The sequence below is a fragment of the Sphingomonas sp. LR60 genome (assembly GCF_036855935.1).
Lineage (GTDB): Bacteria > Pseudomonadota > Alphaproteobacteria > Sphingomonadales > Sphingomonadaceae > Sphingomonas.
Map to the genome: position 1 here is coordinate 1,552,501 of NZ_JASPFK010000001.1, position 25,783 is coordinate 1,578,283.

At 65.0% G+C, this 25,783-nt stretch carries 20 protein-coding genes, 1 tRNA gene and 2 rRNA genes (1 of these 23 cut by a window edge); 17 read left to right on the forward strand and 6 right to left on the reverse strand.

Annotation, left to right across the window (positions count from 1 at the left end):
* The 3 genes from QP166_RS07095 to QP166_RS07105 form a co-directional block, all read left to right on the forward strand.
* A 23S ribosomal RNA gene (locus tag QP166_RS07095) occupies positions 1-1,723 on the forward strand; it begins 1,069 nt to the left of the window's first position.
* Positions 1,724-1,849: 126 nt separating this feature from the next.
* Positions 1,850-1,964, forward strand: a 5S ribosomal RNA gene (gene rrf / locus QP166_RS07100).
* Positions 1,965-2,013: 49 nt separating this feature from the next.
* Positions 2,014-2,090, forward strand: a tRNA-Met gene (locus QP166_RS07105).
* Between the two features lie 351 nt (positions 2,091-2,441).
* On the opposite strand, the gene QP166_RS07110 is transcribed toward QP166_RS07105, so the two are convergent.
* Positions 2,442-2,585 carry a hypothetical protein gene (locus tag QP166_RS07110; protein WP_333915288.1) on the reverse strand — a complete coding sequence of 48 codons (144 nt, stop codon included), beginning with the start codon at positions 2,583-2,585 and terminating at the stop codon, positions 2,442-2,444.
* Positions 2,586-2,809: 224 nt separating this feature from the next.
* Between QP166_RS07110 and QP166_RS07115 the strand changes: the two genes are divergently transcribed.
* Positions 2,810-3,544, forward strand: a complete 735-nt coding sequence (locus tag QP166_RS07115) for a hypothetical protein (RefSeq protein ID WP_333915289.1) — start codon at positions 2,810-2,812, stop codon at positions 3,542-3,544.
* A gap of 87 nt (positions 3,545-3,631) precedes the next feature.
* On the opposite strand, the gene QP166_RS07120 is transcribed toward QP166_RS07115, so the two are convergent.
* Complete coding sequence (locus QP166_RS07120) at positions 3,632-6,538, reverse strand: TonB-dependent receptor (protein WP_333915290.1); 2,907 nt, start codon at positions 6,536-6,538, stop codon at positions 3,632-3,634.
* A gap of 155 nt (positions 6,539-6,693) precedes the next feature.
* Here QP166_RS07120 and agaR point away from each other — a divergent pair, with 155 nt between their 5' ends.
* On the forward strand, positions 6,694-7,473 hold the full coding sequence (agaR, locus tag QP166_RS07125) for a transcriptional repressor AgaR (RefSeq protein WP_333915291.1): 780 nt from the start codon (positions 6,694-6,696) through the stop codon (positions 7,471-7,473).
* A 453-nt stretch (positions 7,474-7,926) separates the two neighbouring features.
* Here the strand turns inward: agaR and QP166_RS07130 are convergent, their stop codons facing one another.
* Positions 7,927-9,012 carry an amidohydrolase family protein gene (locus QP166_RS07130; protein WP_333915292.1) on the reverse strand — a complete coding sequence of 362 codons (1,086 nt, stop codon included), beginning with the start codon at positions 9,010-9,012 and terminating at the stop codon, positions 7,927-7,929.
* Positions 9,013-9,158: 146 nt separating this feature from the next.
* Between QP166_RS07130 and QP166_RS07135 the strand changes: the two genes are divergently transcribed.
* The 11 genes from QP166_RS07135 to QP166_RS07190 all read left to right on the forward strand — a co-directional run bounded on the left by QP166_RS07135 (position 9,159) and on the right by QP166_RS07190 (position 21,040).
* A complete protein-coding gene (locus QP166_RS07135; RefSeq protein WP_333915293.1) occupies positions 9,159-11,249 on the forward strand; it encodes a glycoside hydrolase family 36 protein in 2,091 nt (696 codons plus the stop codon).
* Positions 11,246-12,151, forward strand: a complete 906-nt coding sequence (locus tag QP166_RS07140) for a DMT family transporter (RefSeq protein WP_333915294.1) — start codon at positions 11,246-11,248, stop codon at positions 12,149-12,151. The genes QP166_RS07135 and QP166_RS07140 overlap by 4 nt, the downstream gene beginning before the upstream one ends.
* A 68-nt stretch (positions 12,152-12,219) precedes the next feature.
* Entirely contained in the window at positions 12,220-13,503 is a 1,284-nt protein-coding gene (locus QP166_RS07145) for a D-tagatose-bisphosphate aldolase, class II, non-catalytic subunit (protein ID WP_333915295.1), read from the forward strand.
* Entirely contained in the window at positions 13,496-14,635 is a 1,140-nt protein-coding gene (locus tag QP166_RS07150) for an SIS domain-containing protein (protein WP_333915296.1), read from the forward strand. Before QP166_RS07145 ends, QP166_RS07150 begins: the two co-directional genes overlap by 8 nt.
* Entirely contained in the window at positions 14,632-15,582 is a 951-nt protein-coding gene (locus QP166_RS07155) for an N-acetylglucosamine kinase (protein WP_333915297.1), read from the forward strand. Before QP166_RS07150 ends, QP166_RS07155 begins: the two co-directional genes overlap by 4 nt.
* A 290-nt stretch (positions 15,583-15,872) precedes the next feature.
* Positions 15,873-16,055, forward strand: coding sequence for a hypothetical protein (locus tag QP166_RS07160; protein ID WP_333915298.1), 183 nt, complete (start codon positions 15,873-15,875; stop codon positions 16,053-16,055).
* Between the two features lie 19 nt (positions 16,056-16,074).
* Entirely contained in the window at positions 16,075-16,467 is a 393-nt protein-coding gene (locus tag QP166_RS07165) for a hypothetical protein (RefSeq protein WP_333915299.1), read from the forward strand.
* Positions 16,458-18,944 (forward strand): DUF4874 domain-containing protein, encoded by a 2,487-nt coding sequence (locus QP166_RS18970; RefSeq protein ID WP_443027195.1) that lies wholly within the window; start codon positions 16,458-16,460, stop codon positions 18,942-18,944. Before QP166_RS07165 ends, QP166_RS18970 begins: the two co-directional genes overlap by 10 nt.
* Positions 18,945-19,085: 141 nt before the next feature.
* A complete protein-coding gene (locus QP166_RS18975) occupies positions 19,086-19,325 on the forward strand; it encodes a DUF4832 domain-containing protein (RefSeq protein WP_443027247.1) in 240 nt (79 codons plus the stop codon).
* A gap of 157 nt (positions 19,326-19,482) precedes the next feature.
* The gene (locus QP166_RS07185; RefSeq protein WP_333915300.1) at positions 19,483-20,436 is read left to right on the forward strand and encodes a lysylphosphatidylglycerol synthase domain-containing protein; all 954 of its coding nucleotides are present in this window, start codon (positions 19,483-19,485) and stop codon (positions 20,434-20,436) included.
* A gap of 64 nt (positions 20,437-20,500) precedes the next feature.
* Entirely contained in the window at positions 20,501-21,040 is a 540-nt protein-coding gene (locus QP166_RS07190; RefSeq protein ID WP_333915301.1) for a hypothetical protein, read from the forward strand.
* A 7-nt stretch (positions 21,041-21,047) separates the two neighbouring features.
* Here QP166_RS07190 and QP166_RS07195 read toward each other — a convergent pair whose 3' ends face one another.
* Positions 21,048-21,518, reverse strand: a complete 471-nt coding sequence (locus QP166_RS07195; protein ID WP_333915302.1) for a YaiI/YqxD family protein — start codon at positions 21,516-21,518, stop codon at positions 21,048-21,050.
* Positions 21,519-21,636: 118 nt separating this feature from the next.
* Between QP166_RS07195 and QP166_RS07200 the strand changes: the two genes are divergently transcribed.
* Positions 21,637-22,515, forward strand: coding sequence for a crotonase/enoyl-CoA hydratase family protein (locus QP166_RS07200; RefSeq protein WP_333915303.1), 879 nt, complete (start codon positions 21,637-21,639; stop codon positions 22,513-22,515).
* A gap of 53 nt (positions 22,516-22,568) precedes the next feature.
* On the opposite strand, the gene QP166_RS07205 is transcribed toward QP166_RS07200, so the two are convergent.
* Complete coding sequence (locus tag QP166_RS07205) at positions 22,569-24,509, reverse strand: putative bifunctional diguanylate cyclase/phosphodiesterase (RefSeq protein WP_333915304.1); 1,941 nt, start codon at positions 24,507-24,509, stop codon at positions 22,569-22,571.
* 100 nt (positions 24,510-24,609) lie between these two features.
* Positions 24,610-25,749 carry a 1,4-beta-xylanase gene (locus QP166_RS07210; protein WP_333915305.1) on the reverse strand — a complete coding sequence of 380 codons (1,140 nt, stop codon included), beginning with the start codon at positions 25,747-25,749 and terminating at the stop codon, positions 24,610-24,612.
* Positions 25,750-25,783: the final 34 nt, after the last annotated feature.

Consider the following 25,783-nt stretch of genomic DNA (forward strand, 5'->3'; position numbering starts at 1 on the left):
CCAGGAGGTTGGCTTAGAAGCAGCCATCCTTTAAAGAAAGCGTAACAGCTCACTGGTCTAGCTAAGGGTTCCTGCGGCGAAGATGTAACGGGGCTCAAGACGTGCACCGAAGCTTAGGGTGTGTCCCAGACTTGATCTGAGGATACGCGGTAGCGGAGCGTTCCGTAAGCCTGCGAAGCGATCTGGTAATGGGTCGTGGAGGTATCGGAAGTGCGAATGCAGACATGAGTAGCGATAAAGAGGGTGAGATGCCCTCTCGCCGAAAGACCAAGGGTTCCTGCGCAAGGCTAATCCGCGCAGGGTGAGCCGGCCCCTAAGACGAGCCCGAAGGGGGTAGTCGATGGGAACCACGTTAATATTCGTGGGCCTGGTGGTGTGTGACGGATGGCGTGTGTTGTCAGCTCTTAACGGATTGAGCTGGCTTCGAAGCTGTCCCGGGAAATAGCCCCACCGTATAGACCGTACCCGAAACCGACACAGGTGGTCAGGTAGAGTATACCAAGGCGCTTGAGAGAAGTGTCCTGAAGGAACTCGGCAAATTGCCTCCGTACCTTCGGAAGAAGGAGGCCCCATGTAGGCGCAAGCCATCATGGGGGGCACAGGCCAGGGGGTAGCGACTGTTTAGCAAAAACACAGGGCTCTGCTAAGTCGGCTTCAAGACGACGTATAGGGCCTGACGCCTGCCCGGTGCCTGAAGGTTAAGTGGAGGGGTGCAAGCTCTGAAATGAAGCCCAGGTAAACGGCGGCCGTAACTATAACGGTCCTAAGGTAGCGAAATTCCTTGTCGGGTAAGTTCCGACCTGCACGAATGGCGTAACGACTTCCCCACTGTCTCCAGGACATGCTCAGCGAAATTGAATTCTCCGTGAAGATGCGGAGTACCCGCGGTTAGACGGAAAGACCCCGTGCACCTTTACTGCAGCTTCAGAGTGGCAGTGGACAAGAACTGTGTAGCATAGGTGGGAGGCTTTGAAGCATTGGCGCCAGCCGGTGTGGAGCTACAGGTGAAATACCACCCTGTTGTTGTCTATTGTCTAACCTCGTACCGTGAAACCGGTACAGGGACCCTCTGTGGCGGGTAGTTTGACTGGGGCGGTCGCCTCCTAAAGAGTAACGGAGGCGCGCGAAGGTGGGCTCAGGCCGGTTGGAAACCGGCTGTTAGAGTGCAATGGCATAAGCCCGCCTGACTGCGAGACTGACAAGTCGAGCAGAGACGAAAGTCGGTCATAGTGATCCGGTGGTCCCTCGTGGAAGGGCCATCGCTCAACGGATAAAAGGTACGCCGGGGATAACAGGCTGATAACCCCCAAGAGCTCATATCGACGGGGTTGTTTGGCACCTCGATGTCGGCTCATCACATCCTGGGGCTGGAGCAGGTCCCAAGGGTTTGGCTGTTCGCCAATTAAAGTGGTACGTGAGCTGGGTTCAGAACGTCGCGAGACAGTTTGGTCCCTATCTGCCGTGGGCGTCGAAATTTGAGAGGAGTTGACCCTAGTACGAGAGGACCGGGTTGAACGTACCTCTGGTGTACCTGTCGTCGTGCCAACGGCGCAGCAGGGTAGCTATGTACGGACGGGATAACCGCTGAAAGCATCTAAGCGGGAAGCCTCCCTCGAGATAAGATTTCACAGGACGGTCGGAGACCACGACCTTGATAGATCGGATGTGGAAGCGCGGTAACGCGTGAAGCTAACCGATACTAATCGTCCTATTCGCGCTTGAGAGCACACACCCCCAACAACAGCGTTGGATGCGGGTGATGACATCCAGCCAGTAAATCAGTGCATCGATTTTGAACCAGATCCTCCCGGCCGCAAAACCGGGAAGAACTTATGTGCAGGCTCCATTGCCTGGTGGCCATAGCGTCGGTGAACCACCCGATCCCATCCCGAACTCGGCCGTGAAACCCCTCTGCGCCAATGGTACTATCGCTCAAGCGATGGAAGAGTAGGTCGCCGCCAGGCATTGCAGCTCGCACATAAAAAGAACCCATTCACTCTCCCTACACCTCGGCGCGGGGTGGAGCAGCCCGGTAGCTCGTCAGGCTCATAACCTGAAGGTCACAGGTTCAAATCCTGTCCCCGCAACCATCCATACCACAACAGCCCCGCCTCGATAGAGACGGGCCTGTTGTGCGTTTGGCGCGCACGCTTCCTCCGCGAACGCCAGCATCCGGTACAGGTCACCGTACAGCTGGATGGGGCGGCGCTTGCCACCACGCGCGCTGCCTGGCTGCACCACGATCTTCTCGATGAGCGGGCGGATGGTCTGCCGGGCGCTCGCACCGTCGGTGGAGGCGAGGTGCGTGTCGAGCTCGGCAATAGCGCGCGTGTACAGGCTCTCGTAGTTCGCCGGCAGGCGCACGACCGGCGACGCTGGCGTTGCAGCAATGATCTTCTCCAGTCGCCGTTCCTCGGCTTCCAGATCCTTTACCCGTGTCGTCAGTGCGCGGGGGCGTCCTCATCTTCCTCAATCTGGGTGACGAGATTGGCGATGCGCGTGCGGATCTCCACCAGTTTGTGCTCGGCCGTGGCACGCTCAGCGTTTCCGGCCTGCGCCGCAGCGGCGAGTTCCTGCTGGAGCAAAGCGGCGAAGCGCTTGATGAGCGCCGGGGGCAGCAGCCGCTCGCGGATCCCCGCCAGCGCGCGAGTTTCGAGTTACGTTCGGCACGACGGACGATTTCTGGCTCGGCACCTGGGCTGGTCCGGGTGCTGCCGCCGACACCGGAAAATCGCGCGCTGTTCGCGCCGCTGCCCGGCCCGTCGCTGACGCCTCAGCTGGACCGGATCTGCTGGCCCCGGAAGGCGGGGTGCTCGCCCATCCCGGCCACGGCGCGCGCCGCAACTGGCGGGAGTATTGGTGGTGGGCAGACCCGATGCTGGCACCGCGGTCGAGCGCGGACGGCGGTATCGGTCAGGTCTGTTACCTGCATGACATGGCCGACATCCGCAACCATCGCCACCACGGCCTGATCGGCGCACTGGTGGTCCTCCCCACCGACGTGCGCCCTTATCGATCGGGGTCGGACCATGTCGAAGGCTGGACCGGTTTCTCCGCCGACATTCGCAATGCGGACGGTGGTGCACTGGTCGCGCGCGAGACCTTCTGGTTTGCGCAGGACGGTCTGCGCTTCTTCGTGAACGGCGATCCGCTGTCACCGATGGCCGATGCCGACCCAGATCTCGACCCGGTCGATTGCGGGCAGAAAGCGGTGAATTACCGCGCCTATCCCGTCCACCGGGGTCGAGTAGGCCAGAGCGGCCCGGCGCCGATCCTGGCGACAGACGTTGGCGACAGGGTCTGGCTGCGCGTGCTGGGCGCCAACGACAAGCCGCGCCAACATAGCGTCGTGGTTCACGGCGCCAGATGGCCTCAGGCGCACTGGATGGACGGGAAAGGCCTAATGGTCGGCGCCCTGTCGGGCATCGCCCCCTGCCGGGTCGAAAACGTCACCTTTACCGTCGAAAGAAGCGGGGATCATCCTGTCCGACCGGCAAATTTCCTCTGGTCCACCCAACAGGGCATGTGGGCGCGGATTGCGTAAAAGAGAACGGGGGCCGTGTCGCCACTGACTCCGGCCTCCTTCACCAGATCGAGGGCAGGACCTCGCAAGGTCGCCCATCCGCGCCGTTCACAACCGGCCACGGATACCGAAGAAGAACGCACGACCGGAATATTCGTAGAAGTTCGGCACGTTCCGGAAATCATTGAAGCGCTTGACCGCCTGACCCAACAGGTTCGATCCCTGCACATAGGCCGTCAAGTTGCTGGTCACATCATAGGACAGCGTCGCCGACACCTCATGATAGGGATCTTCCTTTACGGGAAGATACGCGAGATTGCCCGATTGCGCGTAGGTGAAGCGCGACTGGAACGTGTACGATAGCTGCGCGCCGATGCCGTGGTTCTCGTAGAACAACTTGCCATTGGCGGAGAAGGGGATCGCGCCCGGAAGGTCGGTGGTGACATCCCCCGACGTGGCTCGCGAATGATTGTACGTCAGGTTCGCCTGCACGCCCAGGCCATTGTCGAGGAAATACTGCCCGCCGACCTCGATGCCATACACATCCGCGCTGTCGCCGTTTCGAACCTGATATTCGACGAAGTTGAAGTTCTGCGCTTGATTGGCCGGCTGTGCTGTCGGCGTGACGACCACGTCGACCGGCACCGTCGCGACGAAGTTGGTGATATGCTTGTAAAAGGCCGCCGCGGTCAGCGCGAGGCGGTTCGACGGATAATATTCGAGTGACGCGTCGAACTGGTTGGCCTCGGTCGGCTTCAGATTCGGATTGCCCGCGTCATAGATGATGTACGTGCCCGATTGCGCCGATGTCGCGTCCTTGGCCGGCGACAGCTCGGCAAAGGTCGGCCGTGAGATCGCCTGCGACGCCGCAAGCCGCAGCCGCAATCCGTCGCTGAGGTCAAAAGCGAAATTGGCCGCGGGCAACAGCCGCAGATAGTCGCCACCGCCGGTGATCGGCTCGACCGGGTTGAAGCCGACCGCATTGTCCTGCGTGCCCGCGCGCGGGATGATCGTCGCGATCGAGGCGCCATAGCCGACCGACGATACCTTGGTCGCGACCAGTCGGCCGCCGATATCGGCCCGCCAGCGCGCACCCTCCAGGTTGAACTGGACATAGCCGGCCCAGGTCCGCTCACCGATCCGATAGGAGGCGGGCAGATCGTCCTGGATGATCTGCGTCGAATAGCCGGCCGGGTAGGGCGTCAGCGAACAGCCCGGGATCGTCGCGCCGCTCGCATCGAGGCAGCTATTGGGGTTGAGGATCGCGGGATTGTTGTCGGCGCGCGGCAACGCGGCCAGATAGGTGTCGATGTCAAAATAAGGGAAGTTGCGCGGGAAGTTGCCGCGGCGCTTCTGCAGGATATCCCCACGCCCCGGCTTCACCACATCCGCGCCGATCGCGCCGAAGGTGAACGGATAGCCGCAGTAATTGCACGACGTCGTATATTGGTTGTCGACGGTCGTGACGTCCTTGTTGCGGTCGGTCCACGCGATGCCGAAGCCGATCGCCTTGAACACGCCATTGTCGACGCGATACTCGCCGTCCATCTTCGCGCTCTTGATATCGTCGCTGATATCCTGGCCCTGGATGCCGATATAATGCGCGCGGAAATCGTCGTTGGTCGCCTGATCGAGCGTGCGGCCACCCGGCAGCGTGATCGCGAGGTCCGGCAACCCGTTGTCACGCGTCGCGAACGCCGCGGAGGCGCCGGGTATGCCCGCGACGACGAAGCGGTTGCGGCCGCCGGTGTTGTTGGTCGCCTTCCCGTAATAGCCGTCGAACGCCAGCTTCAACTGCTCGACCGGTCGCCAGTCGACGCGTCCGCCGATCTGCCACGTCTGGCTCTGCCGCGGTTCGTCGGTGGTCAGCACCTCCGCGACCATGTCGTTCTTGGTGAACCCGGTGACGACGTTGTTCTTGTTGACCGAGATCGAGGTTGGGTCCCAACGCGGCGTGCCGTCGTCGCCGAGCGGGTTGAGATAGTTGGAGGAGCGGTAATTGTGCTGGCTCACGTCGAAATGGCTATAGATGCCGTCGATCGTGACCTCGAAATTGCTCGACGGTTTCCACTGGAACGCACCCGCCGCACCGATCCGCTCGCGCTCGCCGGTGACATAGCCGACACTGTAATAATCGGGCCAGATATAGGCCGGGCCGTTCGGATCGGCGTCGACGCGCCCGTCGCGGTTGAAGTCGATGCCATAGCCCGCTTCGGTCCCGTCGGTGATCGAATATTCGCCGAGATTGTCGGTGCGGAACTTGTACTTGTTATAGCTGGCACCAAGCAGGATGCCCATCGTATCGTCGGCGAAGGTGGTGCTGACGACGCCGCTGAGCTTATAGCCTCCCTTGTCGACCAGGTCGTTGTACTGGCCCTCGATGGCCGCCGAGGCGTGGAAACCCGATCGGTCGAGCGGACGCGCGGTGCGCAGGTTGACGTTGCCGCCGATGCTTCCTTCCAGCTCCGACGCGCGGACCGCCTTCTTCACCTCGGCGCCAGAGATGATTTCCGAAGGCAGCACGTCGAACTGGAAGGAGCGGTCGGTGCCGTCGGTCGGCAGGATGCGGCCGTTGAGCGTGGTGATCGCGAAATTCGAGCCGAGCCCGCGCACGGTGATGTCGCGTCCTTCGCCGCGCCCGTCGCGCCCGACCGTCACGCCGGGAATATTGGCGAGCGCCTCGGCGACGTTGCGGTTCGGGAATTTGCCGAGTTCCTCGGACGAAATCGCATCGACGATCGTGTCCGCGTTGCGCTTGGCCTGGATCGATCGCAACAGGCTGCCCCGCACGCCGCGCACCACCACGTCGGCGGTGGTGGAAGGATCACCCGTCTCGCCGGGTTGCTGGCCGGGATCGGACAGGATCGCCTGCGGATCGGGCGAGGAGGTCGACGAACGCTGCGCCGGATCGACGGACGCGGTCGCGTCCTGCGCAGCGGCCTGTCCCGCCACGAGCAATGCGACGAGGCTGACACCCGTGAGGGTGATCCCGTGTCTGCGGTTTGGATGCGTCATCGCCAGTCTCCCCGATCCGTCGCAATTAATGCGAAACATTGCGGATAGGTATCTTTCGTTTTGCATCACTGTCAAACAGAAAAGAAACGAAACCTGAAGCGATGTTGTAGCGGGGCAGCCGCGCTGATAAGGATGCGGTTCTTGGGAGGGGTGACATGTCCACGGTTCGGGACACCAGCGGCAGACGGCAGCAGATCAGCGTGATGGTGCGCGAACGCGGCAGTGTTCAGGTGGCACCCTTGGCTGAGCGCTTCGGCGTGTCGATGCAGACAATCCGTAAGGACCTGCATTTCCTGGCAAAACGCGGCGTCGCCGAGCGTTCATATGGCGGCGCGATCGTCGCCGACGCGGTCAACGTCATTACCGAGCCGCCGGTCGAGGCCAAGCGCGCCAGCCACGTCGATGAAAAGGCGCGGATCGGCGCCCTGGCGGCGGCGATGGTGCGGCCGGGTGACTCGGTGGTGCTTGATTCCGGGACCACGACGTTGCAGATCGCGCATCATCTGCCCGATCATGAGGAGATCACCGTCCTCACCAACGATCTCGACATCCTCGCCGCGCTCGCGCGCAAGGAGCGGATCCGGGTGGTGATGCTGGGTGGCACGCTGCGCCGGCGCAACCGCGCCTTCTACGGCGCGCAGACCGAAAGCGCGCTCGACGATCTGCACGTTGACAAGCTGTTCCTCGGCGTTGACGGCTTCGACATCGAGCGTGGCATCACCACACATTACGAACCCGAAGCGATGCTCAATCGCAAGATGGTGAAGGCGGCACGGCAGGTCATCGCGGTGACGGACCGCTCCAAGTTCGGCCGCGTCTGCCTCCACCGCATCCTCAACGTCGCCGAAATCGACGACCTCGTCATCGACGACACCGCGCCCGAGGGAATGCAGGCAGCCGCCGACCGGCTAGGCTTTCGCCTCCACGTGGCCTGAGTCAGGCTGACGCCCAAAACCCCCGTCGCCCCGGACTTAATCCGGGGCCCCGGCTTTGTCTTGCCCGCGGTAAGCGCGGTCGCCTGATCAAGTCCCCGGAATCAAGATATGCCATGACGGCCGGCTGAAGCATTTGCGCGTTGGCTAAAACCCCGCTCAAACAACTACCGTCCGTCATGCTGAGTTAGATCGTGATGACGGCACATCAAACCAGCACCGTCATTGCGAGCGTAGCGAAGCAATCCAGGGCGTCCTGGTACGGCACTGAATTGCTTCGCTACACTCGCAATGACGACGTAAAACAATTTCACGTCATCATATCCCAAGACGCGCGCCGACAGGTCACATCACTCCTCCGCTCGTGCTGAGCTTGTCGAAGCACGTGCCCCGGCTCCCGCACCACCGACTGCCTCCCACGACGAGCTCGCCCAAACGCCAGCTCGCGGAGACGCCCTATCCCTTCAAATGGAAAAACCGCCGCGCATTCTGCCAGTAAATCTTGTCGATCACCGCACGCGGCAGGTTCAGCCCGACCGCATCGGCGTTGATCGCGTCGACGCGCTGCGAAAGCGGGGTCGCCAGATATCGCCAATCCGCGCGCCAGACACGATCCGCCTCCTTGGCGAAGTCGTTGGTCGCGGGCGGGTTCTGCGCACGCGCCGCCGGATCGGGCGGGCTGTCGGTCAGGTCCGTGCCGTACAGGATGCGATCCTGATATTTGACGAAGAACGCCCGCACCTTGGCCGGATTGGCGTTCGACTGAACCTGCAAGTTCGACAGCCGCGCGGCAAGATCGACGACGGTATTGGGATAAGCGTCAAAGAAGCGCGCCAGCTCGTCGACACTCCATTCCAAACTGGCCATGTGCGCGCCGTCGAACGCCAGCTTGGGATGTCGCGCGACGAAACGATCGCGCGCCGCCATCAGCGTTTCGTAGCGCGGCTCCTCGGGGTGCAGGTACATGTAATATTCGGGATGCGCCTTGAAATAGGCGCGATCGTTGTCGGTGGTCATCTGATCGAGCGGCAACCAGCAATTCTTCGGCTCGGCCTGGTGCGCGATCAGCGGGATGTTGCGTTGTTCGAGATGCGCCATCACGCCATCGAAGCGCGGATCGTCGAGGAAGACGCGTTTGCCGCTCGGGTCGGTCGCGACCATGCCGATGTTCTTCCACACTTTCACGGCGATCGCGCCGCGCGCAAAGGCGGCGTCCAGATGCGCGATCGTGCGCTCGGTCCAGCCCGGCGTGCCGAAACCCTCCATCGAGAAGGTGGTGGCATAACGGAAGTCGACCGGATCGGCGGCGCGCATGTCGCGCGCGATCGAGGCTTGCTGCGCGAGCGGCGGGAAGTCGGGATAATCGACGTTGATCGACAGCACCTCGAACCGGTCGCGCTTCGCCAGCGCCAGGAAGCGGCGGTCGTCGACATTGGCGTGGAAATGCGCATCGAACTTCGCGACGCGGGCGAAGTCCGCCTCCGTATATTGCGCGTTCGTCGATGCCGCGCCGACCAGCAGCAAGGCCGCGATCACCTCCATGTCACTCTCCTCGACCAATCATAACGAAAGAAAACGCGCTTTCGTGTTGCGCTTTTTGTTTGCGCGTCCGCTCCGGTTGGTGCAAGTTCTTTCTGGTCGAGCCACCGGCGCACCGCGTCGGCGGCCCGCGAAGGAGAGAGTTCGTCATGTCGTCCAGCCCCGTTACGCGCCGCTCGATGCTTGCCCGCCTGATGATCGGCGGCGCGGCGGTGGCGCTGCCGGACTGGGGCGGCACGGTCTGGGCCGCGGCGCCGTCGGGGGTGCGGCTGACCGACGGCACGCTGACGATCGACTATGATCGCGCGATGCGAGCGCAACTGTCGTTCGGCGGCAAGTCGATCACGACACGCGGCACGCCCGAGGCGCTGTTCGTCAGCGACCGGCCGCTCGGCACCTTCCTCCTGCTCGATCATGCCGAGGCGCCCGTGTCTGGCGTGCATGGCAAGGGGCGGCAACACCGCCTGCGCGCAACCGCGGGCGGGCAGGTCGAACAGGGGACGGCGATCACCTTCCTCGATGCCTATCCCGGTCTCGCCTTGTACGAAGTCAGCTATCGCAACACCGGCACCGCGCCGCTCGCGGTATCGGGCTGGCGGGTTGCGACGCACGATCTGCGCGCCCATCGCGGCGGCGCATGGACCTTCGCCGGCGCCTCCTATCCCGATCGGCGCGACTGGATCCAGAAAGTGGCACCCGGTTTCGATCAGCGAAACTTCATGGGGATGAACGCGTCCGATTATGGCGGCGGAACGCCGGTGGCTGTGGTGTGGCGGCGCGACGTCGGTCTGGCGATCGGCCATGTCGAGACCAGCCCGCGCCAGGTGGCCTTGCCGGTCTCGATGCAACCGGATGCGACCCGGCTCGGCTTGAGCGGCGACCAGACCGTATTGCTTGCGCCCGGTGCGACGTTGACGCTGCCATTTTCGTTCCTGATGGCGCACGAGGGCGATCATTTTCGTCCCCTCGACGCCTATCGCCGCCTGATGGCGGAGCGCGGCGTGGCGGCGCCGTCGATCCCCGAGTCGAGCTACGGTCCGATCTGGTGCGCATGGGGCTATGAGCGGAATTTCACGCTCGATCAGGTCTATGGCACGCTCCCCAAGGCGAAGGCGCTCGGGTTTGAGTGGGCCGTGCTCGACGACGGCTGGCAGACCGCGGAGGGCGACTGGAAGCTCAATCCTGCGAAATTCCCACGCGGCGACAAGGACATGCGCGCCGTCACCGACCGCATCAAGGCGGACGGGATGCGCCCGCGGCTCTGGCTCGCTCCGCTCGCGGTCGACCCTGGCACCGACCTGCTGCGCGACCATGCCGATATGCTGCTGCTTGATCGCAACGGTTCGGCGCAGAACGTAAGCTTCTGGAATGCCTTCACGCTTTGTCCGGCCTATCAGCCGACGGTCGATTATTTCCGGGCCTTGGTGCGCCGGATCATGGTCGACTGGGGCTATGAGGGGTTGAAGCTCGACGGCCAGCATCTGAACGGCGTCGCGCCCTGCTATAATCCAGCGCATCGTCATGAAAGGCCGGAGGAATCCAGCGAAAAGCTTCAGGACTTCTGGAAGGCGATCCACGACGAAGCGATCGCCGCGAATCCGCAAGCGGTGGTGGAATTGTGCCCGTGCGGCGACAGCTTCGCGTTCTACAACCTGCTGGGCACCAACAACACGCCGGCGTCGGACCCACTCTCGTCATGGCAGATCCGGTTGAAAGGCAAGACCTTCAAGGCGTTGATGGGGCCGTCCGCCCCCTATGCCGGCGACCATGTCGAGCTGAGCGACGGCGGTGCCGACTTCGCCTCCACCTATGGCATCGGCGCGATCCCCTCGACCAAGTTTACCTGGCCGAAGGACACGCCCAAGCCCATGGAAAAGCTGCCTCCCGGCGGCTTCGTCCTGACCCCGGCCAAGGAAGCGCTCTGGGGCAAATGGGTCGCGCTCTATCGCGAGCACATGCTGCCCAAGGGCCGCTATCTCGGTGGACTGTACGACATCGGCTTCGACAAGCCCGAGGCACATGCCATTGAGAAGGATGGCGTTCTTCATTACGCTTTCTACGCCGACCATTGGTCGGGCCCGATCGCGCTGCATGGGCTGGGCGAGGGCGACTACACGCTCGTCGATGGCTTCAGCGGACAGTCGCTCGGCACGGCCTCGCGCTTGAAGCCGACCCTTGCTGCGACGTTCGACCATGCCCTGCTGGTGCGCGCGACCCCGATGACGCGGGGCGTGGCATGACCGGGCGGGCGTGGCTGTTCAACGCGCTGATCACCGTCGCGCTCTGGGGCGTTTGGGGTGCGTTCTCAGGGCTTTCTCCGCAGCATGGCTTCCCCGAGACACTGGTCTATTGCGTCTGGGCGCTGACGATGGTGCCGCCGGCGCTAGTCGTCCTGGCGCAATCCGGCTGGCGGCTCGACCGCTCGCCGCGCGCCATCGCTTACGGTTTGGCCGTGGGGCTGCTCGGCGCGGGCGGGCAGATGCTGCTGTTCTACGCGGTCGCGCGCGGGCCGGCGTATCTGATCTTCCCGATCATCTCGCTGTCGCCGGTGGTGACGATCGCGATGTCGTTCCTGCTGATGGGGGAGCGCACCGGCCGGCTCGGCGCGCTGGGGATCGTGCTTGCGCTGCTGGCGCTGCCGACCTTCGACTTCGCGCCCGGTGCAGCGGGGACGTCCGCGGCATGGCTGCTGCCCGCGGTGCTGGTGATGCTGTGCTGGGGCGTGCAGGCCTATTTCATGAAGGCGGCCAACCACGTCATGGCGGCGGAAAGTATCTTCGTTTACATGACGATCGCGGCACTTGCGCTGGCACCGGTCGCCTGGGCGATGACCGACACCGCACGGCCGATCAACTGGGGGCTGGACGGGCCGGGGCTTGCCGCGGCGATCCAAATGCTCAACGCGATCGGCGCGCTGACGCTCGTCTTCGCCTTCCGCTATGGCAAGGCGATCATCGTCGCGCCGCTCGCCAATGCCGGCGCGCCGCTGGTCACCGCATTGATTTCGCTGGCGGTGCTGCACGTCATGCCTGGTCCCCTCAAAGCGTTCGGGATCGTGCTGGCGCTGACCGCCTCGCTGTTGCTGGCGATCGAGCCCGACAGTGCCGATCCCGATACCGAGCCGGAGCCGGCCACCGCCTAAGGTCGACGGAATTAATCTCATTTCTTGCGTAGCGAACGACGGACGGTCGATCGCGAAAGGAGCGGCGCGTGCATATTCTTCTGGATTTGGTGAGGCGGCATAAGGCGGGTGAGCGCATCGGCGTGACCTCAGTCTGCTCCGCGCACCCGCTGGTGATCGAGGCGGCGTTACGCCATGCGCTGGCGGTCGATCAGCCGTTCGCGCTGGTCGAGGCGACCTCGAACCAGGTCAATCAGGACGGCGGCTACACGGGGATGAAACCCGCCGACTTCCGCGCCTTCGTCGAAGCGATCGCGGCAAAAGTCGCCTTCCCGGTCACACGGCTGGTGCTCGGCGGCGACCATCTTGGGCCCAATGCCTGGACCGCGCTGCCCGCGACCGAGGCGATGGCGAAGGCGCAGGTGATGGTCGCGGATTATGTCCGTGCGGGCTTTGCCAAGATCCATCTCGATTGTTCGATGAGCTGCGCCGACGATCCGGTCCCGCTACCAGAGCAGACGATCGCGGAGCGCGCCGCGCAGCTTTGCCGGGCCGCGGAAGATGCCTTCGACGGCCCGACGGCGGACGCGCCGGTCTATGTGATCGGCACCGAGGTGCCGGTTCCAGGCGGTGCGGCGGAGGATCTCGACGAGCTGGCCGTCACCACGCCGGAGGCGGCGATCGCGACCGTCGACATGCACCGCGCGCTGTTCGAAAAGGTCGGTCTCGACGCGGCCTGGGCCCGGGTGATCGCCACGGTCGTGCAGCCGGGGGTCGAGTTCGACCACGACAAGGTTGTCGACTACCGACCCGAGCGGGCGGTCGCGCTGAGCCGCGCGATCGAGCCAGTCGATCATCTGGTCTATGAAGCGCATTCAACCGACTATCAGACGCCCGCCGCGCTCGCGGCACTCGTGAGCGACCATTTCGCGATCCTCAAGGTCGGCCCGGGCGTTACCTTCGCCCTGCGCGAGGCATTGTGGGCGCTCGATGCGATCGAACGCGAAACGGTCGCCGAGCGCACGCGCGCCGATCTTCGCGCCGTAACGCTGGAGCGACTGCGCGCAGAGCCGAAGAATTGGGCGAAATATTATCATGCGACCGGTCCGGCGCTCGACCAGCAGCTGCAATACAGCCTCTCCGACCGCATCCGTTATTACTGGCCCGACCCGGTGATTGCGGCGGCGCAGGAGCGGCTGTTCGCCAATCTGCGCGACACCCCGCCACCCCTTCCGCTGCTCAGCCAGTATCTGCCCACGGCTTACGCCGCGGTGCGCGACGGCGGCACGATGCTCGACCCTGCCGAGCTGGTGATGGCGCACGTCGCCGCCACGCTCGATGCTTATCACGGAGCCTGTTTTCCCCATGACTGATACCATGATCGCCGTCCCCCATCCGGATGAGGGCCTTAGCTGGACGCGGCGCGAAATCGCGCAACAGCCGGCGACCCTGCGCGCGACGCAGGCGCTGTTGCACGCCGCTCGCGCGGAGATCGCCGCGTTTCTCTCGCCGTTGTTGGCGCAGCCGAAGCTGCGGGTGATCCTGACCGGCGCTGGAACGTCGGCGTTTATCGGTGAATGCCTCGCGCCCTGCCTGTCGCATCATCTCGGCCGGACGGTCGAGGCGATCGCCACCACCGATATAGTCAGCGCGCCGCATCTCTATTTGCGCAGCGACGTGCCGACGTTGCTGGTCTCATTCGGTCGCTCGGGCAGCAGCCCGGAAAGCGTCGCAGCGGTCGATCTCGTCGATCGCATGGTCGACGACGCGCACCACCTGATCGTTACCTGCAACGCGGCGGGCGAGCTGGCGCAGCGCGGCGGGGCAAGAACGCACGTCATCGTGCTGCCCGAGGAAACGCACGACCGCAGCTTCGCGATGACCTCGAGCTTCAGCGCGATGATGCTGGCCGCGCTCTCGACGCTTGGCGGGGTCGAGGCGCTCGAGCCGCGCGTCCCGCCAATCGCGGCGGGTGTCGCGGACATGCTGACCCGCGCGGAGCCGGTGGTCGCCGAGCTGGCGACCCGCGGGTTCGAGCGGGTCGTCTATTTAGGCAGCGGCGTGTTCCGCGGACTGGCGCGCGAGGCTGCGCTCAAGCTGATGGAATTGAGTGACGGTGCGGTGGTGACGGCGTTCGACAGCGCGCTCGGCTTCCGCCACGGACCGAAGACGATCATCACCAATCGCACGCTGGCGGTGGTGTTCGTCTCCAACGATCCGCTGACGCGTCGCTATGACCTCGACATCGTCGCCGAACTGCGCGGCGATGCCCAGGCGGGTGAGGTGATCGTGATCTCGGCCGGGGACAGCGATGACGCGACGATCGCGGTCGACGGCTTGGCCGACGCCGCCGACGCCGATCTGCTGTTCCCGTTCATCGTGCCCGCGCAACTGTTTGCGCTGCATGTCTCGGAAGCACTCGGCCTGACCCCCGATCGTCCGAACGCGAGCGGCACCGTCAACCGCGTGGTGCAAGGCGTGCGGATCCACGCCGTCAGGGCATGAGCGCGCCCTATTATCTCGGGGTCGATGGCGGCGGCACCAAGACGGAGTTCGTCTGCATCGATGCCGAGGGCGAGGTGCGCGCGCGGGCAGTGACCGGCACGACCTATCATCTGGAGGTCGGCGTCGCAGAGGCGTTGCGGCGCATCGAACAGGGCGTGGCGGAAATCGGCGTGCAACTGGGCGTCGAGCCGGGCGAGCTAACCCACGTCTTCCTCGGTCTCCCCGCTTATGGTGAGGACCGGATCGCCGATCCGCAGTTGAATGACGGGGTCGGGGCGCTGCTCGGACACGCCCGTTACCGCTGCGACAACGACATGGTCTGCGGCTGGGCGGGATCGCTGGCGTGCGCGGACGGGATCAACGTCGTCGCGGGCACCGGATCGATCGCTTATGGCGAGCGCGCCGGACGCGGCGCGCGGACCGGCGGATGGGGCGAGGTCTTCGGCGACGAGGGATCGGCTTATTGGATCGCGCAGCGCGGGCTCGCGACTTTTTCGCGGATGAGCGACGGCCGGCTTCCGCTCGGGCCGCTGCACGGACTGTTCCGCGAGGAGCTGGCGCTCGCGACGGACCTCGACCTATGCGAGCGCGTGATGGGCGAACACGGCATGGCGCGCGGGGAGATCGCCGCGCTGGCCGCGCTGGTATCGCGTGCGGCAGACGCCGGCGATGGTGCCGCACATGCGATCCTCCACGACGCGGCGGATGAACTGGTGCTGCTCGCGACCAGTTTGCGCGAGCGCCTCGGCTTCGCGTCGCAGGAGCCCGTGGCGGTGTCGTGGTCGGGCGGGGTGCTCGCCAATCAACCGATCGTTCGCGCGGCCTTCACCGCTGGACTGACGCGTGTCGGCCTGACACCGGTCGCTCCCCTCCATGCCCCCGGTTACGGAGCGGCGCTCTACGCACGTCATCTCGCCGGAAAGGACGTTGGAACGCGCCCTTTCTAAAGCAAGTGTGACGTTTCGTTTTCGCGCGATATAATTAGATTGTAGCTTTATCGCTTACGAATCTTTGCACCTCATTCATTCTGATGTTCATTACCGAGCAATCCAAAAAGCGGACGGCGAAAAAGGGGGAGTTTGGGGGATGAAGCGAACGCATCTTCGTGCTGGGCTAGCGGCAGGGACCGCTCTGGCACTGGTGGTCAGCTGCGGCAGCGCAGGAGAGCAGCGCTGCGGCCGGGCCGACCGGCGCGAGTGCCGATGCGGGGGACACCGCGGGCGACACCGATGAAGTGGTGACCGGCGTGCGCAAGGCGCTCGACAGCGCCGCCCGCAAGAAGCGCAACGCCGACACGGTCGTTGACTCGATACCGCTGCCGGCGCTGGACGCGCAACTGACACGGATGCGCGATGCGATAGCCGCGCAAGTCGCCGCACTGCCCGATCACGACACCTATCTGGCGCGCTGCGTCGCCTGACCGTTTCGAGGAACTTACGATGCGCCTTTCGCGACTGACCCTGCCCGTGCTCGCCCTGCTGGCCGCTTCGACCCCCGCTTATGCCGCGCCCGATCCACTCGCGCCGGCCGGACGCTGGACGTTGCCCGAGCGGGTCGCGGCGCGGACGCCGCCGATGGGGTGGAGTTCATGGAACGCGTTCCGCACCGAGGTCGACGAGGCGAAGGTGCTCGGCGCGGCGCAGACGCTGGTCGACAGCGGACTGGCACGGCTCGGCTATCGCTACGTCAACGTCGACGACGGCTGGTGGCTCAAGCGGCGTACAAACGACGGGCGGCTGCTGATCCGCACGCGCATCTTTCCCTCGGCTGCGGAGAAGGGGGTGACAGCAGCTTTCGTCCGTTCACCGATCGGCTGCACGCGATGGGGCTGAAGGCCGGGCTCTACAGCGACATCGGTCGCAACGCCTGTTCGCAGGCTTATGACCTCCATTCGCCCAATCTACCCGAAGGCACGACCGCGGAACGGGAGATCGGCCTATACGGGCATGTCGATCAGGACATTGCCTTGTTCTTCCGCGACTGGGGCTTCGATTATCTCAAGGTCGATGCGTGCGGGATCAACGTCTATGCGGCCGGTGCGCCGGTGGTCGTGCAGAACAACTATCGTGCCTTCCCGCCATTGATCGATCAGGCGTCGATCAACCGCACCAACGTGCTGCAGATCCGCTCGCTCTACGCCAACGTCGCCGACGCGATCCGCCGCTATGCGCCGGACGGCGACGCGATCCTGTCGCTGTGTACCTGGGGCAGCGCCGATGTGCGCCGCTGGGGCAAGGAGGTCGGCCATATGTGGCGGACCAGCCAGGACATCACGCCAGACTGGACGCGGATGCTCCACAATTTCGACAGCGCCTCGACGCGCGCGCTTTATGCCAAGCCGGGCGCGTGGAACGATCCCGACATGCTGTTCATCGGGCATGGCGACTTCGACGCCAAGCATCTGACCGAGGCACGCTCGCACTTCGCGTTATGGGCGATCATCAACGCGCCGCTGTTCATCGGCTACGACCTGCGCAATGCGCCCAAGAGTCTGATGGATATCTGGGGCAACGCCGACATCGTTCGCGTCAATCAGGATCCGGGCGGACATCAGGGCGTGATCGCCTATGCGTCCGACGACGTGCAGACGATCGTCAAGACGCTCAGCAACGGTCACAAGGCGGTCGTGCTTTTCAACCGCGGCTTCGGGTCGGCCAAGATGGAGCTGACCGCGGCACAGATGAAGTTCGCCGCCGATGCCCCGATCACGCTGCGTGATCTGTGGACCGGCAAGACGCTGCCTGCCTTCACCGGCGAGACCGCTTTCACACTCTCACCGCGCGAAACGCGCATCTTCGAGGTGTCGGGAACGCGCCGCCTGCGCGACGGCATGTACCTTTCCGAACTACCGGGCGACGTGAACGTGGCAGTCGATGGGATCACCGCGCCCGAACCCGATCCGATCGTTCACCGGATGAAGAGCCCGTGGAGCGGCACGCGCGACACCGGCGAGCGCCCGATCTATGCCGGCTGGGGCGGGGCGCAGGCCGATGCGACGCCGTATGACCAGACATTGCAAATTGCCGGGCGGTCGTTCGACACCGGGCTGGGCGTGCTGGCGGGATCACGGCTGGAGGTGCGCAACACGCACGGCGCATCGCGGGTCGAGGCACTGGTCGGCATCGACGATCTCGACCCGCAACACGCGCGATCCGGTCGAGTTCTTCATCTACGGCGACGGCCGCTTGCTCGCACGCAGCGGGGCGCAGCGGTTCGGTGCGGGCGCGAAGGCGCTTTCGGCCGATGTGCGGGACGTGAAGGTGATCGAGCTGATCACGCGTGCGCCTCGACGCAGCAGCGACCTGCCGATCGTCACCACCTGGGCGGAGGCGGCTTTGCGAGGCGGTGCGGCACGATGATCGCGCTGACCGCGATGCTGCTGGCCGCCACGCAGACCGTCACCTTCACACCGAGCGACGCGGAGATCGCCAATCCCGAACGCGGTTTCTATCGCGCTGGCGAGCGCGATCTTGCTGCGCTCGATCAGGCCTCGCTCGAACGCGTCCAGGCGGGCGGCGAGCGGCTGGTCTATGCGCGCATCGATCTTTCCCGCTATCGTGACGGTCCGATCCCGCACGGCGCTTTGGCGGGGCTCGAACGCGGCTTCGCGGCGGCGCGAAAGGCGGGGCTGAAGCTGATCGTGCGCGCGGTCTATAACTATCCGCGCGGCGAGACGGATTATCACGCCGCGCAGGATGCGCCATTGCCGATCGTGCGCGCGCATTTGGCACAGCTTCGACCGCTGCTTGCCGCCAACGCCGACGTCATCGCCTTCGTTCAGGCCGGTTTCATCGGTGCGTGGGGTGAGTGGCATTCGTCATCGAACGGGCTGACCGAGGCCCCGGCGCGTCGTGCCGTACGCGATGCGCTGCTTGAGGCGATGCCGCGCGACCGCTCGATCCAGTTCCGCTACCCTCCGGATCTGATCGCTTGGGGATCGCTGCCCCGCATCGGCTTCCACAACGACTGCTTCATGGCGAGCCAGACGGACGTCGGCACCTTTTCGGAAAGCCCCCAGAAACGGGCGCGTGAGCAGGCAGCGATGGCGGCACTCACCATGGATGCGCCGTTCGGCGGCGAGACATGCAATCCTGCCGATGACCCCGGCGCCATGCCGCGCACCAGCTGCGCGGACATTCTCGCCGAGGGCGCGCGCTATCACCTGACCTACCTCAATGCGGATTATTACCGCCGCCTCTTCCACGATCGCTGGACTGCCGGCGGCTGCATGGCGGAGGTGCGGCGGCGGCTCGGCTACCGCTTCGCATTGGTCGGTGCCTCGCTTGCGCCAACCAGCGAGGCGGGCTGAACGTGGAAAGCGACCGCAACGATACGCAATGACGGCTGGGCACGGCTGACCAACGCCCGTTCTCTGGAGGTCGTGCTGATCGGGCGTAAAAGCGGAGACGTGCGGCGCATCCCGCTCGCGGCGGTCGATTCCCGCACCTGACTGCCCGGCCAGACGACCAATGTCGAGCTGACGACGCGCCTGCCGCATGATCTCGCCGCGGGTCGCTATGCCGTCGCGCTGGCGCTTCCCGACGCCGCCCCGACACTCCGCCACGATCCGCGCTACGCCATCCGTTTCGCCAACGCGGACCGTGCCGGCAGCGAGCAGGGATGGGATGCGCGCATGGGTCTTTTCCGGCTGGGCGCCAACCTGACCATCGGCGCCCCGCAGCAGGATTGACGAAGGCGCGGTAAGTACCGGCCACTGCAGCTTTAGCGGGGCAGACTTTGCGTACGGATGCGTGTAGCCCGTCCGCATGATCGCTTCCGACGATGCTGCTGGCCGGGCCATACCGACGGGCGTTACCGTTCTCTCGGTGTATTGAGCCTCGCCGGGCATGTCGTTGCGGACTATTCTGGTCGTTGCGGCGACGGTCGGCGTGCTGGTCGTATCGGGGTTCGCGCTCCGTCACCTGCTCACCGGGATCGTCTGGGCCGATGTCGTGACCGCCGTTCACGCGATCCCGAAGCCGGCGCTGATCGGGTCGGCGATACTGGCCTGCATCAGCTACTTCATTCTTACCGGCTTCGACGTGCTGGCCTTGCGGCTGGTCGGACGCCGGATACCGTACCGCGTGACGGCGCTGGCGGCCTTCACCAGCTATATCTTCAGCCACAATTTGGGCTTTGCGGCGCTGACCGGTGGGGCGGCACGCTATCGCATCTACGGCCGGCACGGCGTGCCGTTGGGCGATGTCGGGCAGATCATGATCGTCGCCGGCGTGACGTTCTGGCTCGGTGCCTTCCTGCTCCTCGGGCTGGCTTTCGTCGTCCTGCCCGATCTGCCGGCGATCGGCGACCGTGCCGTGCCGCCTGCGCTCCAGACATGGGCGGGGCTGGCGACGCTTGCGCTGCTGGCCGGCTATATGGTGGCGCTCGCCTTTCTCGACGGACGGTCGGTGCGGCTGTGGCGGTGGGAGGTTCGGCTGCCGACGTGGCGAATGGCGGTCGCGCAATTCGCGCTCGGCACGCTCGACCTGCTCGCGGCGACCGCGGTCCTGTTCGTGCTGCTGCCGACGCCCGACCTCGCGCTCTATCCGACGGTGCTGGTCGGCTATCTGCTGGCGATCATCTCCAGCCTGCTGATCCACGCGCCCGGCGGGCTCGGCGTGTTCGAGGTGGTGATGATCGCCGCTTTGCCACAGGTCGATCGCACCGGGCTGGTCGCGGCGCTGCTGACGTTCCGGCTCATCTACTATCTGATCCCGTTGCTGATCGGCGCCGTGCTGTTCGTCGCGCACGAACTTCTGGCGCTGCGGAGTGCACGCACCAGGCAAAAGCTGTCGAAGTGACGGAAACCTTGGGCCTTTCTCCGCCGGCAATGGTTGATCCCGCGATGATCGTAAGGCGGGCGAGATGAAGGTGACGTTCAGGACCATCATGGCAGCGGCCACCGGCGCCGTCATCGCGACGACGCCCACGCTCGCCGCGCCGACTTCACCACCCCGTAGCGGGACGATCGCGGTGGTCGCTGCGGACGGCGACCAGGCCGACGCGGCGATGTCGGCGATCGCGCGTGAGGCGGTGATGACGGCCCTCGGCGACAAAGGCTTCACGATCCTCGATGATCGCGACCACGCCGCCTATATCGCCGAAGTCGTCGCCGACCGGAGCAACGTCGGCACCTCGGTCACGCGGAAGCGCGGTGAAGCGCCCTCGGTGATGGGCGGCGGGGTCAACATCCCCTTGAAGGCGAACGGCACGACGCTGGTAGCGATGCAGCGCGTCGCGATCGAGGTCCGCATCCACAAACGCGGCGACACCGCAACCCTGTGGCACGGTGCCGCCGTGACGGTGCGATCCGGCGAACCATCGCCGACGCTGGCCGTGCAATTGAGCCAGACCGCGCTCAACGCCTATCCGACGATCGTCGATACCGCGATCAGCGTGCCCTAACCCGGGCTCAGCCGCCCACGGAACGCTGAACCCGAACGATCGCCGCATCCAGCGCCGACAGGAAGCGTGAGCGATCCTCCTTCGCGAAGGGCGGCGGCCCGCCGATCCGGTCGCCGCCGGCGCGCAGGTCGCTCATGATCGCGCGCACGGCCACGGCATTGCCGATCGAACTCGACGTAAACGGGCGACCGTTGGGCGCGATCACCGCCGCCGCCCCCGCCTTGAGGCAGCGATCGGCAAGCAGGATATCGGCGGTGATGACCAGCGCCGCGGCATCGACTTGTGTCACGATCCAGTCGTCGGCGGCATCGAACCCGTCGTCGACCACCACGCGCGTGATCAGCGGATGGACGGGGATACGCAGGTGCGCGTTGCTGACCACCACCACCGGCACCGAAAGCCGGTAAGCGACGCGGTAGATCTCCTCCTTCACGGGGCAGGCATCGGCGTCGACGAGTATCCGGGTCGAGGGCATCATGGCCCACGCCATGCCATGCCGCGGACGCGGCGACCAGCCGCGCTTCGCCACCGACAGGAAACCCGTCGTGAGTTATCCTTAACTGGCAGCAACCTGCTGTCAGGAAAGAGGAAATCGCATGACCATCCATCAAGCCACGATCTCGACGACTGCCGCGAACGCGCGGGCCCTGTTCGCCTTCGACCAATTGGAGGCGACGTTCGACCCCGTGCTCGACACATTGTGGACCTATATGCGCCCGCGCGTGCGGCCCAGCTTCAACCCCGCGTTGCTCCACGACTTCACGCAATGGCAGGAGGATATCGACCTCGCGCATGGCAGCGGGGCGATGCCGATCCGCTATCTGGTGCTCGGCTCGCACTTTCCCGGCGTCTTCTCGCTTGGCGGCGACCTCGACCTGTTCGCGCAGTTGATCCGCGCACGCGATCGTCAGGCGCTGGTGGCATATGGCAAGGCGTGCGTGCGCATCCTTCATCGCAACATGGTCGGGCTCGATCGCTCGATCATCACGATCGGGCTGGTGCAGGGCGATGCGCTGGGCGGCGGATTCGAGGCGCTGATGTCCTTCAACGTCGTCATTGCCGAGCGTGGCGCGGGCTTCGGGCTGCCGGAAACGCTGTTCGGACTGTTTCCGGGCATGGGCGCGCATTGCTTCCTGTCGCGCCGCTTGGGTGCCGCCCGCGCCGAGCAGATGATCATGAGCGGCCGGACCTATTGCGCCGAGCAATTGTACGAGCTGGGACTGGTCCATGCGCTCGCCGAGCCCGGCCAGGGGCGGCGCGTCGTGGAGGAATATATCCGCGCCAATCGCCGCCGTCACAGCGCGCACGCCGCAATCTATCAGGCGTCGCGCGCGGTGAACCCGTTGCCGCTCGCCGAACTGGAGGCGGTGGTCGAGCTATGGGCCGACGCGGCGCTGCGGCTGGGGGAGGGCGATCTGAAGCTGATGCGGCGGCTGGTCAGCGCGCAGGAGCGTCTGCTGGAGAAGGCCCGCTGACGCATCGCCGACCGCCTCCGCCCCTTATCGGGGAGAGGTGGTCGGCACGCGCATCATCCCGTCGCCTTCTTTCCCTCGCCGGCCAGCATGGCAGAGACCATCGCGGCCGGCATCGGGCGGGCCAGCAAATAGCCCTGCACCGCGTCGCAGCGCGTCCGGCGTAGCTGGTCGAGCTGCGCCTGCGTCTCGACGCCCTCGGCGATCGTCCGCATGCCCAGCTGTGCGCCGAGATCGACGATGGTCTGGACGATCGCGATCGACGCCGGACTGCGTTCGAGATCGGTGACGAACGACCGGTCGATCTTGAGCGTCTGGAACGGGAACCGCGTCAGATAGCTGAACGACGAATAGCCGGTCCCGAAATCGTCGAGCGTGGTGCGAACCGCCAGTCGATTGAGCGCCTCCAGCGCAGCCACCGAAGCCTCTACGTCTTCCAGCAGCACGGTCTCGGTCACTTCCAGGTTGAGCCGCTCCGGCGGCAGCCCACTGGTGTTGAGCGCGTCGAGCACCACCGTGGGAAGGTGCGTCGCGCGAAGCTGGATCGGCGAGAGGTTGACCGCGATCGACACGTCGGCCGGCCAGCTGCGCGCTACCTCGCACGCCTGATACAGCACCCAATGGCCGATCGCGTCGATCGTACCATTGTCCTCGGCGATCGGGATGAACTCGACCGGAGACACCGCACCGTGATGGCGATTGGTCCAGCGCAACAGGACCTCGCACGACAGCACCCGCGCTGCGGCCAGATCGAAGATCGGCTGGAACAACAGATGAAACTCGCCACGCTCCAGCGCGCCGTGCAGCTCATAGTCGAGCTGACGACGACGCTCGATCTTCTCGTCCATCACCGGTTCGTAGAAATAGAGCTGCCCGCGCCCGCTCTCCTTGGCGCGATACAGCGCAAGATCCGCGTTCTTGAGCAAAGTGTCGGCCTCGCGCCCGTTCTCGGGGGCGATCGCGACCCCGATCGACACGCTGGACCGCAGGCTATGCCCATCATGCGCGATCGGGCGACGCACGAGTGCGAGGATCGCGGCACCGATCGTCGCTGCCTCCTGCCGGTCACCGACCGGGGACAGGATCGCGAACTCATCCCCGCCCAGCCGCGCCACGACGCTCTCGCTATCGAAATGCGCGCGCAGCCGGCCGGCGACCCCCGCGAGCAAAGCGTTACCCGCCAGATGCCCGAACGTGTCGTTGATTTCCTTGAAGCGATCGAGATCCAGCCAATAGAGCGCCAGCTTGCTCCCGCCGCTCGGCAACATCCGCAATCGTTCCTCGAACTGCTCGCGAAACGCGGTGCGATTGGCGATGCCCGTCAAGTCGTCGCGACGCGCCTGTGCCGCATGGTGCGCGGCGAGCGCGGCATTCTCGTGGCTGACCAGCGTCGCCTTCAGCAGCGCGCCATAGGTTTGCAGCGTGATGTCGATCATCGCGACGACGAACAGCACGATCACCGCCGCGAGTACGAGCTTAAGCGGTTCGAGCCCGATCAACAGTCCGGCGGACAGCGGCAGCGAAGCGAGACACAATTGCGCCAGCGCGATCCGCGGCCGCCCCGCATTGCGCCCCGCGATCCCGGCCGCGTAACCGATCGCGGTAGTGACCGCGAGCAGTTGCACCACGCCGTCGCTGCTGCGCGTCAGCGTCATGAACCCGAACAGCCCGAGCAGACCGGAATAGGCGAGCGCCCCGGCACGATAGCCGAATTCCTGCCGCGACGCCGCGTCATGGTCGTCGGCGATCGCGCGTGGACGTAGCGCGTCGGCGATCCGCAGTGCACCGACCACGCCGATCGCCGTCGCCCCCGCTGCCAGACACGCGTCGCGCGTCGTCCACGCAACCACCGCCGCGATCGTCGTGCTGGTCAGCGCACCGATCACCAGCGATTGCGTGGAGGCATACAGCGATCCCACGAGCACCGCCCGCACCGGGACGGTGATGCGATAATCGGAATGCCGAAGCTCCCGCAGCCGGGTGATAAGTCGCGTCATGGCATACCCATGTAACGACAATTACTTGATTTTGACTAAGGTGTCACAATTGCAAGTGAGGAAGAATGTGCTTTTTCCTTACGGTTTCGGGCATTTTCGATCAGCGCGTGGCGGGTACGACCCCACGCGGCGCGCTGCTGAGCTGCCGGATCAGATCGGTTTCTGCGCGCCGATATGGCGTGCCGTCGCCGCGGAACACCTCGTGAAACCAGATCGTCGGTTCCTCGAGCACATACGGCTTCTTCCAGCTGTCCCACGGCAGCCGCGTCTGCGTCTTGCCGTCGACGAACCCCCAGTTGATCATCGCCACGTCGTAGCGCTTGCCGATCGGCAGCGAGCCGTCGAACGTCGATCCGTTGCCGCGCGCCATATATTCGGTGCACAGGATCGGGCGGTCATATGGCAGCAACTGCTTCACCCGCGCCTCGAACGTCTCGGGCCAGCTATAGTCGTGGAACGAGATGACATCCGACTGGCGAAGCTGGAGCGTCTCCATCGGCGTCAGCTTGCCGCCGGTCGGCGACCAATCGTCATGCTGCCACACACCCGAGGTGAGCGGTTGCGAGGGATCGGCGTCGCGCGCCCAGACGAAAACCTGCGCGAGCAGCGCGCGGACCAGCGGCTCCTTGCCTTCCTGTCCCTTATATTGGTCGGCACCGTTGTCGGGCTCGTTCCAAAGGTCCCACCCTAGGATGCGCGGATCGTTGCGGAACGCGCCGATGACGCCTTGCACATAGCTTTTGTAATTGGGATAGCGTCGCTTGTCGCGCAGGCCCGGCAGTCCCGGCCCCTGCACCCAGCCCGAGTTATGGACCCCCGGGATCGGCGGATGCTGCGGCCCCAGCTTCGGGTCGGGATCCCAGCAACTGTCGAACAGCACGAACAGCGGCTTGATCTTGTGGCGCGCGGCGATCGTCAGAAACTCGTCGATGCGCCGCTGGAAGCCTGCCGGATCCTGCTGCCATAATTGGTCGTGGAGGAAGACGCGCATCGTGTTCATGCCGACGCCTTGCGCCCAGCCGAGTTCGCGGTCGATCGCCTGCGGGTCCCACGTCTCGCGCTGCCACATCTCCAGCTGGTTGATCGCGGAGGCGGGCGTGTAGTTCGCGCCGACCAGCCATGGCTGCGCACGATACCACGTCTTGGCCTGCGCTTCGCTCCACCGCGCTCGCGCATCGGCGGGCAGCGCGATCGTCACCGTGGCGACGGTCAGCATCGCCGTCAGAAGCCGGCTTTTCATCGCGTCCTCTCCTTCTGTTTTTCTTGTCCCGTGA

Bases quoted from the DNA above. Each gene is read 5' to 3' on its own strand.
- QP166_RS07120 (WP_333915290.1), bottom strand. From the start codon at position 6,538: ATGACGCATCCAAACCGCAGACACGGGATCACCCTCACGGGTGTCAGC.
- agaR (WP_333915291.1), top strand. From the start codon at position 6,694: ATGTCCACGGTTCGGGACACCAGCGGCAGACGGCAGCAGATCAGCGTG.
- QP166_RS07130 (WP_333915292.1), bottom strand. From the start codon at position 9,012: ATGGAGGTGATCGCGGCCTTGCTGCTGGTCGGCGCGGCATCGACGAAC.
- QP166_RS07135 (WP_333915293.1), top strand. From the start codon at position 9,159: ATGTCGTCCAGCCCCGTTACGCGCCGCTCGATGCTTGCCCGCCTGATG.
- QP166_RS07140 (WP_333915294.1), top strand. From the start codon at position 11,246: ATGACCGGGCGGGCGTGGCTGTTCAACGCGCTGATCACCGTCGCGCTC.
- QP166_RS07150 (WP_333915296.1), top strand. From the start codon at position 13,496: ATGACTGATACCATGATCGCCGTCCCCCATCCGGATGAGGGCCTTAGC.
- QP166_RS07155 (WP_333915297.1), top strand. From the start codon at position 14,632: ATGAGCGCGCCCTATTATCTCGGGGTCGATGGCGGCGGCACCAAGACG.
- QP166_RS07165 (WP_333915299.1), top strand. From the start codon at position 16,075: ATGCGCCTTTCGCGACTGACCCTGCCCGTGCTCGCCCTGCTGGCCGCT.
- QP166_RS18970 (WP_443027195.1), top strand. From the start codon at position 16,458: ATGGGGCTGAAGGCCGGGCTCTACAGCGACATCGGTCGCAACGCCTGT.
- QP166_RS07185 (WP_333915300.1), top strand. From the start codon at position 19,483: ATGTCGTTGCGGACTATTCTGGTCGTTGCGGCGACGGTCGGCGTGCTG.
- QP166_RS07190 (WP_333915301.1), top strand. From the start codon at position 20,501: ATGAAGGTGACGTTCAGGACCATCATGGCAGCGGCCACCGGCGCCGTC.
- QP166_RS07195 (WP_333915302.1), bottom strand. From the start codon at position 21,518: ATGATGCCCTCGACCCGGATACTCGTCGACGCCGATGCCTGCCCCGTG.
- QP166_RS07200 (WP_333915303.1), top strand. From the start codon at position 21,637: ATGACCATCCATCAAGCCACGATCTCGACGACTGCCGCGAACGCGCGG.
- QP166_RS07205 (WP_333915304.1), bottom strand. From the start codon at position 24,509: ATGACGCGACTTATCACCCGGCTGCGGGAGCTTCGGCATTCCGATTAT.
- QP166_RS07210 (WP_333915305.1), bottom strand. From the start codon at position 25,749: ATGAAAAGCCGGCTTCTGACGGCGATGCTGACCGTCGCCACGGTGACG.